The sequence below is a fragment of the Bernardetia sp. ABR2-2B genome (assembly GCF_037126435.1).
Lineage (GTDB): Bacteria > Bacteroidota > Bacteroidia > Cytophagales > Bernardetiaceae > Bernardetia.
The window spans coordinates 4,930,516-4,944,586 of record NZ_CP147020.1 but is presented as its reverse complement, the minus strand read 5'-3'; the positions used below and the strand labels follow the sequence as shown (position 1 = coordinate 4,944,586).

Below are 14,071 nucleotides of genomic sequence, written 5' to 3'. Positions count from 1 at the left end.
TGATTGATAAATATTAATTCGTCTTTTCTGTATCAAAATTTCATCTACTTCAAAGCCTCCACCATTTTATTAGTATTAAATTCTATCATACCAATATAATTTTCTTCTGGCGTTCCAGTAGCTCCCATGGCATCAGAAAAAAGTGTTCCTCCAATCTTTACATCAGCACCTTTGTTTTTTGCTCCTTCCAAAACAGCATTTATAGCTTGTGGAGAAATAGAACTTTCTACAAAAATAGCTTTTATTTTTCGTTCTACAATAAAGTTAACCAGATTATTCATATCTGAAATCCCTGCTTCCGAAGCTGTCGAAATTCCTTGTAATGCCTGTACTTCCATCTCATATTCTTTTCCAAAATAATAAAAAGCATCGTGAGAAGTAATCAAAACACGCTGATTTTCTGGAATTTCTAAAATTTGAGTTCTTACTTTTTTATTTAATTCTTCTAATTTTTGAAAATAAACTTTACTTTGCTTCTCAAAATATTCTGCATTATGTGGTTGCTTTTCAGATAATGCTTTTACTACTAAGGGAATCGTTTGTTTCCAAAGATTGACGCTCATCCAAATATGTGGGTCGTGTGTATTTTGTCCTACTTCTCTCAATACAGATTTATCAATCGCATCTCCTAAAGCCGTTACTGATTTTTGAGAAGAGAATTTTTCTAAAATCTCTGCCATTTTTCCTTCCAAATGCAATCCATTATAAAAAATCATATCAGCTTCTGTCAAACGACTAACATCATTTTGAGTGGCTTTATACAAATGTGGATCAACACCCACTCCCATAAGGGCTTCTACATTAGCCGAATCGCCTACAATATTTTTTACAAGGTCAGCAATCATTCCAGTTGTGCAAACAATTTCTAGTTTTTTGGAAGAGTTTTGAGAAGATTCAGAAGTCTGTTCTGTCTTTTTTTCTATGCAACTCGCAAGGGAAAAGATAAGTAAAACAGATAACAATAAAATTATTTTCGATAAATTCATTAAGAGTACAAGTTTAAGAGATATTTTTCTATTACTTTGATTCTACAAATGTATTGTAAAATTACCTAACCAAAAAACACAACTTATCCTCAATTATGAAAAAACAACACATCACTACCTTTCAAGGACACAGAGGCGCACGAGGACTAGCACCCGAAAACACAATCTCTTCTTTCAAAAAAGCACTAGAATACGATATTCAAGGATTAGAATTTGATATTGTTCTGACAGGAGAGAATCAGTTTTTGCTTTCTCACGAACCTTATTTTTCTCACGAATTTTGCTCAAAACCCAACGGAGAAGCTATTTTGAGAAAGGAAAAGCTAAAACATAATATTTATAGAATGGATTATGAAACCATAAAAAAATACGATTGTGGCAAACGTGGACATATTCGCTATCCAGAACAACAACCTCTACCAGCCATAAAACCTCTAATGAAAACTTTCTTTGAAGAAATAGAAAAGTATGTTTTACAGAACGGAATACATAAACCGTTTTATACATTGGAAATCAAATCTGATGCAGCTTGGTATGGTTTCATGCAGCCTTTGCCCTCTGACATGGTCGCTTTATTTATTAAAGAAATTACAGAATATCCGTTTTATAATAAAATAAAAGATAGATTACTTGTAGAATCTTTTGATATACATATTTTGAACGAACTTCATAAGCAAACTCAACATACAGATATAGACTTCGAAATCGGTTTTTTGGTAGAAAATAAACTTTCTATTGAAGAGAATTTAGCCAAATTAGACTTTATTCCTTCAGTTTATGTTCCTTATTATAGACTTCTGACCAAGAAAAAAATAGCAGAATTGCATCAAAAAGGCTTAAAAGTTTTTACATGGACAGTAAACGATACCGAAAAAATGGAAAAATTAATGAAATGGGGAGTTGATAGCATTATTACCGATTTTCCAAACCGTATTCCAAAAACTAATTTAGAAAATAGAGTTGAAAGGTTAGAAGTAAATGAAATTTAAAGGTTATTTTCATGTAGTAGAACATGAATACTGAAATTTGGGATAGTGGCTTTATAAGAATTTCATTTTAATAAGAATTGATTTATATTCGTTCTATGAAACAAAAAATTAAAGATGCTTTTTTCGGTCTTGCTCTTGGCGATGCGTTGGGTGTTCCTGTCGAATTTCGAAGCAGAGAAGATATTGCTAAAAATCCAGTAACAGATATGCGAGAATTTGGTACGCATCATCAACCAAAAGGAACATGGTCGGATGATAGTTCATTGGCATTTTGTTTGGCTGAAAGTTTAGCTACTCCCAAAAACTCAAATAAAAAAGCAATTTATGACATATATGATATTGCAGGTAATTTTGTAAAATGGAAATATGAGAGTTTTTGGACTCCTCACGGAAGAGTTTTTGATATTGGAATTGCTACAACAGATGCTATAAAAAGATTGAAAAAAGGAGAAAATCCACTTTTAGCAGGAGGAGCAGACGAATATTCGAATGGAAATGGTTCTTTGATGCGAATTTTACCACTCGTTTTTTATAAAGGTTATTTATTTGAAGATTCTATAAAAAAACGCTTTGAGCTTGTTTCCGAAGTATCTTCGATTACGCACATGCATTTTCGCTCTGTTTTTTCGTGTTTTATTTATACTGAATTTGCTAAGATTTTATTGGAACAAATTCAGAAAAACGAAAAACAAGATAAATTTGTAGCCTATGAAAAATTACAAGTTGTGATAACTGATTTTGCCACAGAATTTGATTTTAACAAAACCGAAATTGCTCTTTTTGATAGAATTTTGAAAAATGACATAACTTCTTTTGAAGAAGAATCTATCAAATCTTCTGGCTATGTTTTACATACTTTGGAAGCTAGTTTTTGGTGTTTTTTGAAGTATGATTCTTATTCTGAAAGCGTATTGAAAGCTGTAAATCTAGGAGAAGATACTGATACAACAGGCTGTGTAACGGGTGGAATTGCAGGACTTTTTTATGGAATGGATATAGAAAATCACACAAAAGGAATTCCTAAAGAATGGCTAAAAGTGATTGTAAAGAAGGAAGAAATTAATAATTTGTGTGAAAAGTTATATGATTTGAATTTAACAAAACCATAAGGTTAGGGTGTTTAGAATTTGCTTATTTTTTCACTCACTTTTGTATCAAACTTAGCTACATCGCAGCGTTCTATTTGTAGAAAAAATAAGGGTAAATATCATACTACAAGACATTTTACTTTTGACCTCCCCCAGCCCCTCCAAAGGAGGGGAGAAAATACTATTCAAAGTCTCTCCTTCGGAGGGATTTAGGGAGGTCGTATTTTTTTTGTCTAGTAGTATGGGTAAATATATAAAAAGCTACGTAGCTGCGCTCTATTGAAACTTAGAAATACTAAAAATAGTAATAGGACGCAGCTACGCAGCTAGAAATACGGTCAAATTTAATCAAAAGCTACTAATTCACTATTTATGCCTTTTAGTCTTTCATCTGATAAAATCTTTGAAATTTGGATAAAATGTCTGATTTCATGATTGATAACAAAACGAAACGTATCTCCTAAATTAAATTTCAGAAGAGGAAGTGTAAGAGAAACCTTTGTTTTACTCAAATCTACATATTGAGATTTTTCTAAAAGACGTATAAATTCATTTTGGTCATCAATAAAAATATCTAAAACTCGCTTACCTACTCCACTATGAATTGGATTTTTATCTTTAAAAGTTGTCATTTTATTGATTTGTCCTGCTCTTTTTCCTTTACTATTTGGAAGCATAGAATTAGCTGAATAATTTCCTAAAAATCCACTTTTGAAAATATAGTCTTCTTTAAAGTTTGAGTTTTCTTTATTTTTATCCATTCTTGCATCAATTCGCTTTTCAATTTCTTGTAAATAGAATTCACTATAACGGTTTAGATGTTCGATACACTCCAAGACTGTCCAGCTTTCTGTATTCGGACGAAAATTTAATTCATCCTTCGATAAACCTTGTAATTGTTGAGTTTTTTGAAGAACTGTTTTGATTTCATTAATCAAATTTTGAGTGAGTTTTGATGCCTGTATTTTCATAATAAAGAATCTTAAAAGTTTGATTTATACTACTAGACATTTTAATAATTGCTATATAGGTCATCGTAAAGCAGACCGTTTGTAGTCAATTTTACTTGTTTTTGGTTTTGTATAGATGACCTATTTATTTGAATAATGTCTAGTAGTACAGGTTTGATTATTAATTACTTATCACAAAAATACATGTCTTTGAGCTTCAAAACATTGATTCAAATCAAGAATTGTATTTTCTAAGCAGTGCAAAAAATTTGTATATTGAATCAATAACGAATCACTATCTAAAACTCAAGATGAAAAAAGAAAATTTAGAAACTATAAAAAACTGGCTCAAAGAAGCTGATGCTATCGTCATTACGGCAGGTGCAGGAATGGGTGTAGATTCTGGACTGGCAGATTATCGTGGAAAAGATGGAGGACAATGGGGAAAAGTAGAATCTGAAACTGAAAAAACTGTTTTTGAAACTGTCAATCCTGCTGCATTTTTAGAAAATCCTGCTTACAGTTGGGAACTGTTTGGAAAGCGAATGGAAGAATATGAAAACACAGAACCTCACAACGGTTTTTATATTTTAAAAAAATGGATTTCAAAGTTTGGTTTAGATTATTTTATCATTACTTCAAATATCGATTCTCATTTTCAAAAGGTTGGTTTTGAGGAAGAAAAAATTAGAGAATTACACGGTTCTTTAGCTTATTTTCAATGTAGTGATAACAAACTCTCTGATAAAATTTGGAAAACAAAACTCACAGGAAAGCTTATCCAAGGAGGTGTTTTTGATAATCGTTTTCCAATGTGTTCAGAAATAGGATATTCAAAAGTTATGGCTCGTCCGAATGTTTATATGTTTAGAGATGATACATTCGTAAATACTCGCACAAAGGCACAAGAGAAAAATTTTCAGAAATTCTTAGATAAAAATAAAGGAAAAAATATTATTGTTTTTGAGATTGGTTCAGGCTCTCACGTACAGGCTGTTCGTATGAAAACACGGTTTTTGAAGAGTAATTATGATGCTAAAATTATCCGTATCAACCCGAAAGACTTCAAAATAAAATCTCCTCATATCGGAATTGATAAAGGTGCTTTAGAGGCTTTAACTCAAATTGATAATTATATTAATGATTCTCAAAATTAATTTTGATTTCTTTTATCAACTCTTCCAAACTTTCTACTTGCCTTACCTCAAACCTTTGGCAAACAATATCTACGTTTCCTTTTCTCCAATAACCTGTTGGGCAGCAAACAATAACATTTTTATTTCTTGCAAAAAGCCCCAATTCTAGCAAACTAATAGGAGCTTTTGAGGTAGGGGCAAAATAGAAAACAATCAAATCGGCTTGTTCTAAAGCATCTAACTCCCAAGTTACTTGCTTATTGAAATGAATATTTTCAATGGTTTGTTCCCAAGAACTATCCCAATCTTTTCTACGTGGATTGAGAAAACAAAAGTTTTCATTTTCTTTATAATGAGTAATAACTTCTTGTTGCCAATCAATAGCATTTCCCATATCGATACTTCCTGCTAAGAAAATACTTTTTTGATTTTGAGAAATCTTGATTTTTTGAGGTGGATAGAAGGTAGGCATACGTTTGGTTATGTTTTCTTCAAACTATTGACAGCCTTCTAAAAAGACTGTCAAAGTTGAAAACACTGTAATTTATTTGATTAAGTAATTGAACAAAATTAAATATAACGAAATCCACGATTAAAATCGTGGGAAGACATGTAAAATAGGAATAAAACAGACTTCCTGCTATCCCATAACTAAAGTTATGGGGTTTGTTTTAAAACCAAACTTCACTATTAACTTGTAATTAAATCTGTTCGATTACTTAGTAGGCTTTTATATTAAAAGTTATCACAGTTTGTTACAGGTAGTTCAGACATCTTGTCTGAACATAAAAAACAGTATTTATTTATCTTAGTCAGGCTGGAAGACTGACATACAAAAACAACCGTGATAACGTTTATCCAATTATTTTTTATGATTAGACTTTGCATAACTTAACCTCTAGCCAACCACTTCTTAAATTCCATTATTTTTTCAGGATTTTCTTCTACCCATTTAGCTGCTTTTTCATTCGAAACCTGACTAATCCAATAACAGAAAGTATCAATATGTTCGCTTTCTCCAATCTGATTTAATAAAGGAGCGTAGAGTGTCCACCAAATATTCTGTTTTTTATCTTTTGCATCTAAAAAGCTGAAAAATGTTTGTGTATTGTCTTTGAAAATTTCTTCTTCTGTTTTGGGGGTATTTTCTATAATAATTTCTTTTTCAGTTGTGGTAGTGTCATTATTTTCCATTTCTTCTTTTACTATTTCTTCTATCTCTTCTTTACTTGGCTTCATAAAACTAGAAGCTTGTGCCAAAGACATAACCATCTCAATAGCTGCAAATTCATCATCTTTTCCACCGATACTAATCGTAATTTCATTGTTTTCTCCTTTTTTTATATTAGCTAAAAGCTGCTTTTTCAAAATATCAATTGCTCTTTCTGACCTTGCCGAAGTAGGCTCTAAAAGCAAAAAATAATTAAGTGCCATCATACTTGGAATTTTCCTTCCTTTATCATATTCTATAAAACCAAGCAACAAATGACTACTTGAATGTTCTGGATTTGCTCCAATAGCTTTAATAAGATTTTCTTCTGATTTTTCTGGTTTTCCAACCTTATAATAATTGAGAGCTAAATTATAATGCAATAAGTAATTTTTAGGATTCTCTTTGATTACCTTCTCAAAAAACTTGATAGATTTATCTGTTTTTCCCATCATATCCAACGACGAACCTTTTATTATGTAAGCAGGAACAGTGCTTTGAGATTTTGATTTAATAACTTTATCACTATATTTGACACACATTTTATAGTCTTTTTTATGAAAATAAGTGAGTGCCATTTCATAATAAACAACTGGAGACTTAGGAATTAATTTGAGTGCTTCTTCGTATTTCTCTAATGCTTTTTCATACTTTCCTGCATCATGAAGAGCAACTCCTTCTTGTAGAAGTTGGTTTGCATCTTGAGCAAAAGAAACAGAAAAACTAGCACAGTATAAGAAGAGACAAAGTGTAAAAAAAAGTATCTTTTTTGATAAAAAATTCATGATAAAGTAAAGTTAGTTTTGAAAATAAGAATAAATAATTGATGTTAAGTAACTGGACAAAATTAAATATAAGTAATGACTGATTAGCGAGTGATTTTTATGATTACTATGATAATTACAGGATAATACAAAATCATATAATAAAATAATAAGTTATATTTGAAATTGCATTTATCTTCATTTTATCTTAAAAATCATATAAATCATTTACCAATAAGTTACAGTATTTTTAGTTATATTTAATTCTACTCATTTACTTACGTAAGAACAAAACTTCTACAAACTGCTTTTATAAATAAACGAAACCCACGGTTTTAATTGTGGTAAAACAGGTAGATAAGAGTAGAAAACAGCACATTTTGTTTTCCCATAACTAAAGTTATGGGTTTTGTTTTTTGACTTTTGAGTGCGTAACATCAGTAAATAATTAAAACAACAAAATTCTTTTTTTATTGTAGAGTTTTAGAAATTTAATTTGATAAAAATAAAATGAAATATTACAATTTGGTTGCAGAATGCAATGGTTATGAGTCAGTTCAAGAGTTTTGTACTTACTTTAGAGAAAATATTCCTGTTTTATCTAATGGAACACGGGTAGCGAGTGAAGCAAATCCAGTACGTAGAGGAGATGGATATTGGATAGCTTGTGTTTCTTTTGAAGGGCTTTTTGCGTTTGATAGTGAAGAGGAACTAGAATATGCTCAAAAAAACTCTCTTTCTGCTACTGTAAATCCCAAATTCTTAGAAGAAGCCGTTTCAGAAATTTTTTCTCTGCTTTCAGTTGCACCTTCTTATACAGCAGCAGCTTTTGGAGTTGATGCTATTGATGCTTTTTCTCAAATGGCAATTGAAGAAATTATTTTGCAGAATGCTTCTTTTGGTTATCTTTTTCTGAATGATAGAGCGTGGGAACGACTAGGCGAACCAAAGGGGTTTGAAGTTTTTTCAGAAGGATATTATTGGAATCCAAATTAAACATAAGTTATAAATAATTGGTAAGTGATTGATTTTTGTTGGTGTCACTGCGCTAAAACACCAATTCTACGTAGAAATGTTTCGCTTCTAAAAAATAATTCTGTTTCAACTTTAAAGTATTTTCATTTCTTATAAAGAATGGCTATTTTTAGGTAAAAATAAATGACTTTAGAAGCTAGAGTTAAAAAAATCCTTGCCGTTGTTGGTGTTTTAGCATAGCGACACCAATAACGAAATGAACAAAACTTCTCACTTCCAATATCTAAATTCTAACTTTATTCATGCCTAATAATCCAAATTTAATTGAAATAAATAATCTATCTGTTATCTTCAAAGGAGAAAATGGAAATCATAAGGCTGTACAGAATGTAAATCTCAAACTCAAAAAAGGAGAAACAGTTGGTATTGTAGGAGAATCAGGGTCTGGAAAAACAGTTACTTCGCTTTCTATGATGCGTCTTTTACCTGATGCGCCTTATTGTAATACAGAAGGAGAAATTTTATTTAACTCAAGAGAATATGGAGAAGTAAACCTATTAAAACTACCTTTTGATAAGTTAAGATACCTTAGAGGAGGAGAAATTTCAATGATTTTTCAAGAACCTATGACTTCTCTAAATCCTGTTTTTACGTGTGGAAATCAAGTTTTGGAATCTATTTTAAGACATGAAGAAATTACTATAAAAGAAGCAAAGCAGCGAGTGATTCAGCTTTTTGAAAAAGTTCATCTTAGTAATCCAGAGCGTATTTATAATGCTTACCCTCATGAAATTTCGGGAGGACAAAAGCAGCGTGTTATGATAGCGATGGCACTTGCTTGTAATCCACTTTTACTTATTGCAGACGAACCTACCACAGCACTTGATGTAACCGTACAGGCTGCAATTTTGGAGATTTTGAGAGAACTGAGAGAAACAGAAGACATGTCTGTTGTCTTCATTACACACGATTTGGGAGTTGTCGCAGAGTTTGCTGACCGAATTATCGTTATGTATCAAGGAAAAATAGTAGAAGAAGGCGCAGTTTGGGATATTTTTTCTAACCCTCAACATCCTTATACAAAAGGTCTTTTGGCGTGTCGCCCTCGTTTAGATTTGAAATTGCGTGTTCTGCCTGTCGTTTCTGATTTTATGGCAACTGACGAACACGGACAGATTTCAGAAATTACAGAAGCCAAGTTTCAGTCAGTCGGTCAAGCTCTAATGCTCAACTTTCAGAGCGAAGCAGAGTTAAGAAAACACCACGAGAAATTAGTACAACAAACTCCTTTACTACAAATCAAAAACTTGACAAAAGAATTTATAAAAACAAAAGGATTCTTTTCAAATAAAAAAGAAACTGTAAGAGCAGTAAATGATGTTTCTTTTGATGTCTATCCTGGTGAAATACTGGGACTGGTAGGAGAATCGGGTTGTGGAAAATCTACTTTAGGAAGAAGTCTCTTGAGATTGGTAGAGCCTACATCTGGAGAAGTAATTTTTGAAGGTAAAAATATATTAGATTTGAATCAGAAAGAAATGCGTGCTATCCGAAAAGATATGCAAATCGTTTTTCAAGACCCTTATGGTTCACTAAATCCTAGAATGACGATAGGAGAAATTATCATGGAACCCATGCGAATTCATTCCATAATGAACAATGATAAGGAAAGAAGAGCTTATGTAGTAGAGCTTTTGGAAACAGTAAACCTCAACTCGTATCATTTTAATCGTTACCCTCATGAATTTTCTGGAGGACAACGTCAGCGTATCTGTATTGCTCGTGCACTTGCTTTGCAGCCTAAATTTATAATTTGTGATGAATCTGTTTCTGCGTTAGATGTTTCAGTACAGGCTCAAGTTTTGAATCTTTTGAATGAACTGAAAGCCAAATTTAACCTTACCTATATTTTCATTTCTCACGATTTAGCTGTCGTAAAGTTTATTGCTGACCGTATTTTGGTAATGAAAGACGGACAAATTGTCGAAACAGGTTTTTCGGAAGATATTTATGACAAACCCAAACGAACTTACACAAGAGAACTCATAAAAGCTATTCCTAGAGGAGATTTGGATACGATTAGAAGAATTATGCTCAAAAGGAAGTTACAGAAGTCTAGTTAGAAATTGATTTCCATTTCTCCAAACCTTTTTCTTTCCAAAATTGTAATATTGCCACATTAATATCTACTCATACAGTAAATGTACTCTACCCTTTAAAGCACTAAAATATACTGTGTCTTTAAGGTATGAAGAATAAAAAATAACGAACGTATGAATTTTTCTTTGTGGTTAGAAAGTCTTTCAATGGCATTGGGAGCATTAAAAAGTAATTTATTACGAACTCTACTTTCTCTTTTAGGCGTAACTATTGGTATTTTTGCCATCATTGGTGTTCTTACTTTTGTCGATGCGTTGGAAAAAGGAATTAAGGGAAGTTTGTCTTTTTTGGGCGAAGATGTGATTTACGTACAAAAAATGCCTTGGATTTTTCAAAAAAATTATCCGTGGTGGAAATATATAAATCGTCCAGACCCAAGTATGGAAGAGTTTCGTTTCTTAGAAAAGAATCTTACGGAAGCACAAGCTGTTTCTGTTTTTGCTATACGCTCTGGATTTACTGCCAAATACAAAAAAAACAGTCTTTCTGGATTAGTAGTGCAAGGAATTACATTTCAACACAATATTGTAAGTGATATTCCAATTGAATACGGACGTTATTTTACTCAAATTGAAGTAGATAGGGCTGTTGAAGTGGTCATTTTGGGAAATACAGTTGCTAAAGATTTATTCGGTAATGAAAATGTAGAAAGTGCCATTGATAAAATAATCAAATTAAAAGGACGGAAATTTAGAATAATAGGTATTTTGAAAAAACAAGGAGATAACCTTTTAGATGCTCCCAGTAATGATAATATTACAATCATGCCCTATTATACACTTACTAAAATGATTCCTGAAGGTAAAACAGGCATAAAACCTTCTATCTCTATAAAAGGGTTTGATAATGATAAAGATTTACAAAATGTAGAAGGAGAAATTACAGGGCTTTTGCGAATAAAACGAGGATTACGCCCCAAACAAGAAGAAAACTTTGCTTTGAACAGACCAGAACAATTTGCTGTTTTCTTAGACGGCGTAATTGGAGTTCTTACACTCGCAGGGTGGGCAATTGGTTTCTTTTCAATTTTGGTAGGAGGTTTTGGAATAGCAAATATTATGTTTGTCTCTGTAAAAGAACGTACTTCTCTGATTGGTGTTCAGAAGGCATTAGGAGCAAAAAAAGGATTTATTTTGTGGCAATTTTTACTTGAAGCTATTTTATTGTGTATTATTGGAGGAGTCGCAGGGCTTGTTTTGGTATCCTTTCTTTCTTTCTTTTCTAGTGATACATTTGTGATTTCACTTTCTGTCAAAAACATGATTTTGGGAGTAAGTGTTGCCACTATTATTGGTGTTGTTGCTGGAATTATTCCTGCTATTTTGGCTGCAAAATTAGACCCTGTGGAAGCAATGCGTTCGGTTTAAATTATCATTTTTCATAAAAAAAACACCTTATTTCTCAAAAAATATAGTTTTGTTTAACGTCTGCTAAAAATACTAGCATTTTTTTTTTACATTTGTAGGCTATCATTTTAACAAAACTACTGATTCCTTATATATTTAGTAAAAAATTAACTATATAATTTGTATTTATTCCCTTATCTTAAAAATTAAACACACATAATGTACAAACCTAATTTTAAAATTAGTCTCAAAATCTCTGCATTCATCTTAGCATTTGTTATGCTTACAGGTCATACACGTGCCGATGAAGGTATGTGGTTGCCTATGCTTGTCAAACGCTTAAATGAAGCTGATATGAAAGCAAACGGACTAAAACTGACAGCCGAAGAGATTTATAGTGTTAATAATTCAAGTCTAAAAGATGCCATTTTTGGCTTAGGCTATGGCGACCCGTCTTGGAATTTCTGTACTTCAGAGGCGATTTCATCGAAAGGACTTTTACTTACCAACCATCACTGTGCCTTTGATATGATTCAGAATCATAGTACAGTTGATAATGATTATCTAACAGATGGATTTTGGGCAAAAAGTATGGCAGAAGAACTTCCAAACCCTGGAATTACAGCTTCTGTCTTGGTAAAAATGGAAGACGTAACAGAGCGTGTCAAAAAAGCTCTTGACGGGCTTAATCTTGAAGAACAAGCTGCAAAACTAGAAGAAATCAAAGCTGAAATTATTGCAGAACACACAAAAGACACACATTACAAAGGATATATTAAAGACTTTTTCTACGGAAATGAGTATTATCTTTTCGTATCAGAAGTATTTCTAGATGTTCGTTTGGTAGGCGCACCTCCATCATCAATTGGAAAGTTTGGTGGCGATACTGATAACTGGATGTGGCCACGTCATACAGGCGATTTTTCATTGCTTCGTGTTTATGCTGGTAAAGATGGAAAACCTGCTGAATATTCTACTGAAAACGTTCCTTTAGAGCCAAAACATTCTTTACCTGTTTCTATGAAAGGTGTAGAACAAGGCGATTTTGCTATGGTTTTTGGTTTCCCTGGAAGTACGCAACGTTTCAAAACTTCGTATGGTCTTGATGTAGATTATGCTGTTACAAATCCTGCTCGTATAAAATTGCGTGAAAAAAGACTTTCTCTTATGAAAGAAAAAATGGACGTAGATGCAGCTACACGTATTGCTTATGCTTCAAAATATGCTTCTATCAGTAATTATTACAAGTATTTTATTGGACAGAATGCAGGACTAAAACGCCTCAAAACTATAGATAAAAAACGTATGCAAGAAAAAGAATATCAAACGTGGGCAGATGCTTCTGGTAATGAGTCATATAGTACGGCTCTTTCTCGTTTGGATAAAGCATACAGTAACTCGGTAGATTATGCACTTTGGTCTGCATATTGGCAAGAAGCATTTTTTGGAAGTGAGATTGTAAGTTTTGGAGCTGGTTTCAGACAGTTAAATATGTCTCTTGAAATGGATGTAAATGACGAAACCAAAAAGATATTAGATGGAATGCTTGAAAAATTAAAAACATCTACTAAAGAACACTTTGAGGAATACAGGGCAACAGTAGATGAAAATGTTACTGGAGCTTTATTAGGAATGTTTTATTCAGATATTGACAAGAAATATCATCCAGAAATATTTGCTGAAATTGCTAATGAACATAATGGAAATTTTGACAAATACGCTAAATATCTTTTTGAAAACTCTATTTTTGCAAGTGAAGAAAAAACAATGAAGTTTTTAGAAAACCCAAATGGAGAAGTATTAAGTAATGATCCAGTTATGAAACTTATCACTTCTGTAATAGCAACATATAGAACAATAGCACCACAAATAGCAGTAGCAAACGAAGAAGTTTCTTTAGCTATGAAAGATTATGTAGCAGGACTTTTGGTAAAAAATAAAAACAAAACATATTACCCTGATGCAAACTCTTCGCTTCGTCTGTCTTATGGAAATGTAAAAGATTATTCTCCAAAAGATGGCGTAAAATATCAGTATTTTACTACTTTAGAAGGAGTTGCCGAAAAATATATTCCTAATGATGATGAATTTGATGCTCCTAAAGCTCTTTTAGAAATGCAAATGTCTAAAGAGTATGGAAAATATGCAGACAAAGACGGAACGCTTCATGTTGGCTTTATTACAAATAATGATATTACTGGAGGAAACTCTGGAAGTCCTGTAATAAACGGCGACGGAGAACTTATCGGTCTTGCTTTTGATGGAAACTGGGAAGCCATGACAGGCGATTTGGTTTTTGATGAGCAGTACAAACGTTGTATCAATGTTGATATTCGTTATGTTCTTTTCTGTATTGACAAACTAGCTGGTGCTTCTCGTCTTATTGATGAAATGAATTTAGTTAGAGCTAAAAAAGGAAAGAAAAGCAAATAATTGTAGTAGGTTCTAAAGTATATTTACTGCTATT

General features: G+C 32.2%; 11 protein-coding genes. 7 read left to right on the top strand and 4 right to left on the bottom strand.

What is annotated here, in order from left to right:
* Positions 1 to 44 precede the first annotated feature (44 nt).
* Positions 45 to 986, bottom strand: a complete 942-nt coding sequence (locus WAF17_RS20715; protein WP_338763943.1) for a zinc ABC transporter substrate-binding protein — start codon at positions 984 to 986, stop codon at positions 45 to 47.
* Between the two features lie 95 nt (positions 987 to 1,081).
* On the opposite strand from WAF17_RS20715, the gene WAF17_RS20710 reads away from it, so the two are divergent.
* Together WAF17_RS20710 and WAF17_RS20705 are read left to right on the top strand one after the other, a co-directional pair.
* Complete coding sequence (locus tag WAF17_RS20710) at positions 1,082 to 1,975, top strand: glycerophosphodiester phosphodiesterase family protein (protein ID WP_338763940.1); 894 nt, start codon at positions 1,082 to 1,084, stop codon at positions 1,973 to 1,975.
* 95 nt (positions 1,976 to 2,070) lie between these two features.
* Positions 2,071 to 3,084 (top strand): ADP-ribosylglycohydrolase family protein, encoded by a 1,014-nt coding sequence (locus WAF17_RS20705; RefSeq protein ID WP_338763937.1) that lies wholly within the window; start codon positions 2,071 to 2,073, stop codon positions 3,082 to 3,084.
* Positions 3,085 to 3,407: 323 nt separating this feature from the next.
* Here the strand turns inward: WAF17_RS20705 and WAF17_RS20700 are convergent, their stop codons facing one another.
* Positions 3,408 to 4,034 carry a DinB family protein gene (locus WAF17_RS20700; protein WP_338763933.1) on the bottom strand — a complete coding sequence of 209 codons (627 nt, stop codon included), beginning with the start codon at positions 4,032 to 4,034 and terminating at the stop codon, positions 3,408 to 3,410.
* Positions 4,035 to 4,324: 290 nt separating this feature from the next.
* Between WAF17_RS20700 and WAF17_RS20695 the strand changes: the two genes are divergently transcribed.
* Positions 4,325 to 5,170, top strand: coding sequence for a Sir2 family NAD-dependent protein deacetylase (locus tag WAF17_RS20695; RefSeq protein ID WP_338763930.1), 846 nt, complete (start codon positions 4,325 to 4,327; stop codon positions 5,168 to 5,170).
* Here WAF17_RS20695 and WAF17_RS20690 read toward each other — a convergent pair.
* On the bottom strand, positions 5,151 to 5,621 hold the full coding sequence (locus WAF17_RS20690) for a nucleoside 2-deoxyribosyltransferase domain-containing protein (RefSeq protein ID WP_338763927.1): 471 nt from the start codon (positions 5,619 to 5,621) through the stop codon (positions 5,151 to 5,153). The genes WAF17_RS20695 and WAF17_RS20690 overlap by 20 nt on opposite strands.
* Before the next feature lie 419 nt (positions 5,622 to 6,040).
* Positions 6,041 to 7,144: a tetratricopeptide repeat protein gene (locus WAF17_RS20685; protein WP_338763924.1), complete on the bottom strand. Its 1,104-nt coding sequence runs from the start codon at positions 7,142 to 7,144 to the stop codon at positions 6,041 to 6,043.
* A gap of 489 nt (positions 7,145 to 7,633) precedes the next feature.
* Between WAF17_RS20685 and WAF17_RS20680 the strand changes: the two genes are divergently transcribed.
* From WAF17_RS20680 to WAF17_RS20665, 4 genes are all read left to right on the top strand, one after another.
* Positions 7,634 to 8,119, top strand: coding sequence for a hypothetical protein (locus WAF17_RS20680; protein ID WP_338763922.1), 486 nt, complete (start codon positions 7,634 to 7,636; stop codon positions 8,117 to 8,119).
* A gap of 281 nt (positions 8,120 to 8,400) precedes the next feature.
* The gene (locus tag WAF17_RS20675; RefSeq protein WP_338763919.1) at positions 8,401 to 10,221 is read left to right on the top strand and encodes an ABC transporter ATP-binding protein; all 1,821 of its coding nucleotides are present in this window, start codon (positions 8,401 to 8,403) and stop codon (positions 10,219 to 10,221) included.
* Positions 10,222 to 10,371: 150 nt separating this feature from the next.
* Positions 10,372 to 11,625 carry an ABC transporter permease gene (locus WAF17_RS20670; protein ID WP_338763916.1) on the top strand — a complete coding sequence of 418 codons (1,254 nt, stop codon included), beginning with the start codon at positions 10,372 to 10,374 and terminating at the stop codon, positions 11,623 to 11,625.
* A gap of 258 nt (positions 11,626 to 11,883) precedes the next feature.
* Positions 11,884 to 14,037 (top strand): S46 family peptidase, encoded by a 2,154-nt coding sequence (locus tag WAF17_RS20665; RefSeq protein WP_338763913.1) that lies wholly within the window; start codon positions 11,884 to 11,886, stop codon positions 14,035 to 14,037.
* Positions 14,038 to 14,071: the final 34 nt, after the last annotated feature.

Excerpts from the sequence above, each read along its gene's own strand:
- WAF17_RS20715 (WP_338763943.1), bottom strand. The coding sequence starts at position 986 with ATGAATTTATCGAAAATAATTTTATTGTTATCTGTTTTACTTATCTTT.
- WAF17_RS20710 (WP_338763940.1), top strand. The coding sequence starts at position 1,082 with ATGAAAAAACAACACATCACTACCTTTCAAGGACACAGAGGCGCACGA.
- WAF17_RS20705 (WP_338763937.1), top strand. The coding sequence starts at position 2,071 with ATGAAACAAAAAATTAAAGATGCTTTTTTCGGTCTTGCTCTTGGCGAT.
- WAF17_RS20700 (WP_338763933.1), bottom strand. The coding sequence starts at position 4,034 with ATGAAAATACAGGCATCAAAACTCACTCAAAATTTGATTAATGAAATC.
- WAF17_RS20695 (WP_338763930.1), top strand. The coding sequence starts at position 4,325 with ATGAAAAAAGAAAATTTAGAAACTATAAAAAACTGGCTCAAAGAAGCT.
- WAF17_RS20690 (WP_338763927.1), bottom strand. The coding sequence starts at position 5,621 with ATGCCTACCTTCTATCCACCTCAAAAAATCAAGATTTCTCAAAATCAA.
- WAF17_RS20685 (WP_338763924.1), bottom strand. The coding sequence starts at position 7,144 with ATGAATTTTTTATCAAAAAAGATACTTTTTTTTACACTTTGTCTCTTC.
- WAF17_RS20680 (WP_338763922.1), top strand. The coding sequence starts at position 7,634 with ATGAAATATTACAATTTGGTTGCAGAATGCAATGGTTATGAGTCAGTT.
- WAF17_RS20675 (WP_338763919.1), top strand. The coding sequence starts at position 8,401 with ATGCCTAATAATCCAAATTTAATTGAAATAAATAATCTATCTGTTATC.
- WAF17_RS20670 (WP_338763916.1), top strand. The coding sequence starts at position 10,372 with ATGAATTTTTCTTTGTGGTTAGAAAGTCTTTCAATGGCATTGGGAGCA.
- WAF17_RS20665 (WP_338763913.1), top strand. The coding sequence starts at position 11,884 with ATGCTTACAGGTCATACACGTGCCGATGAAGGTATGTGGTTGCCTATG.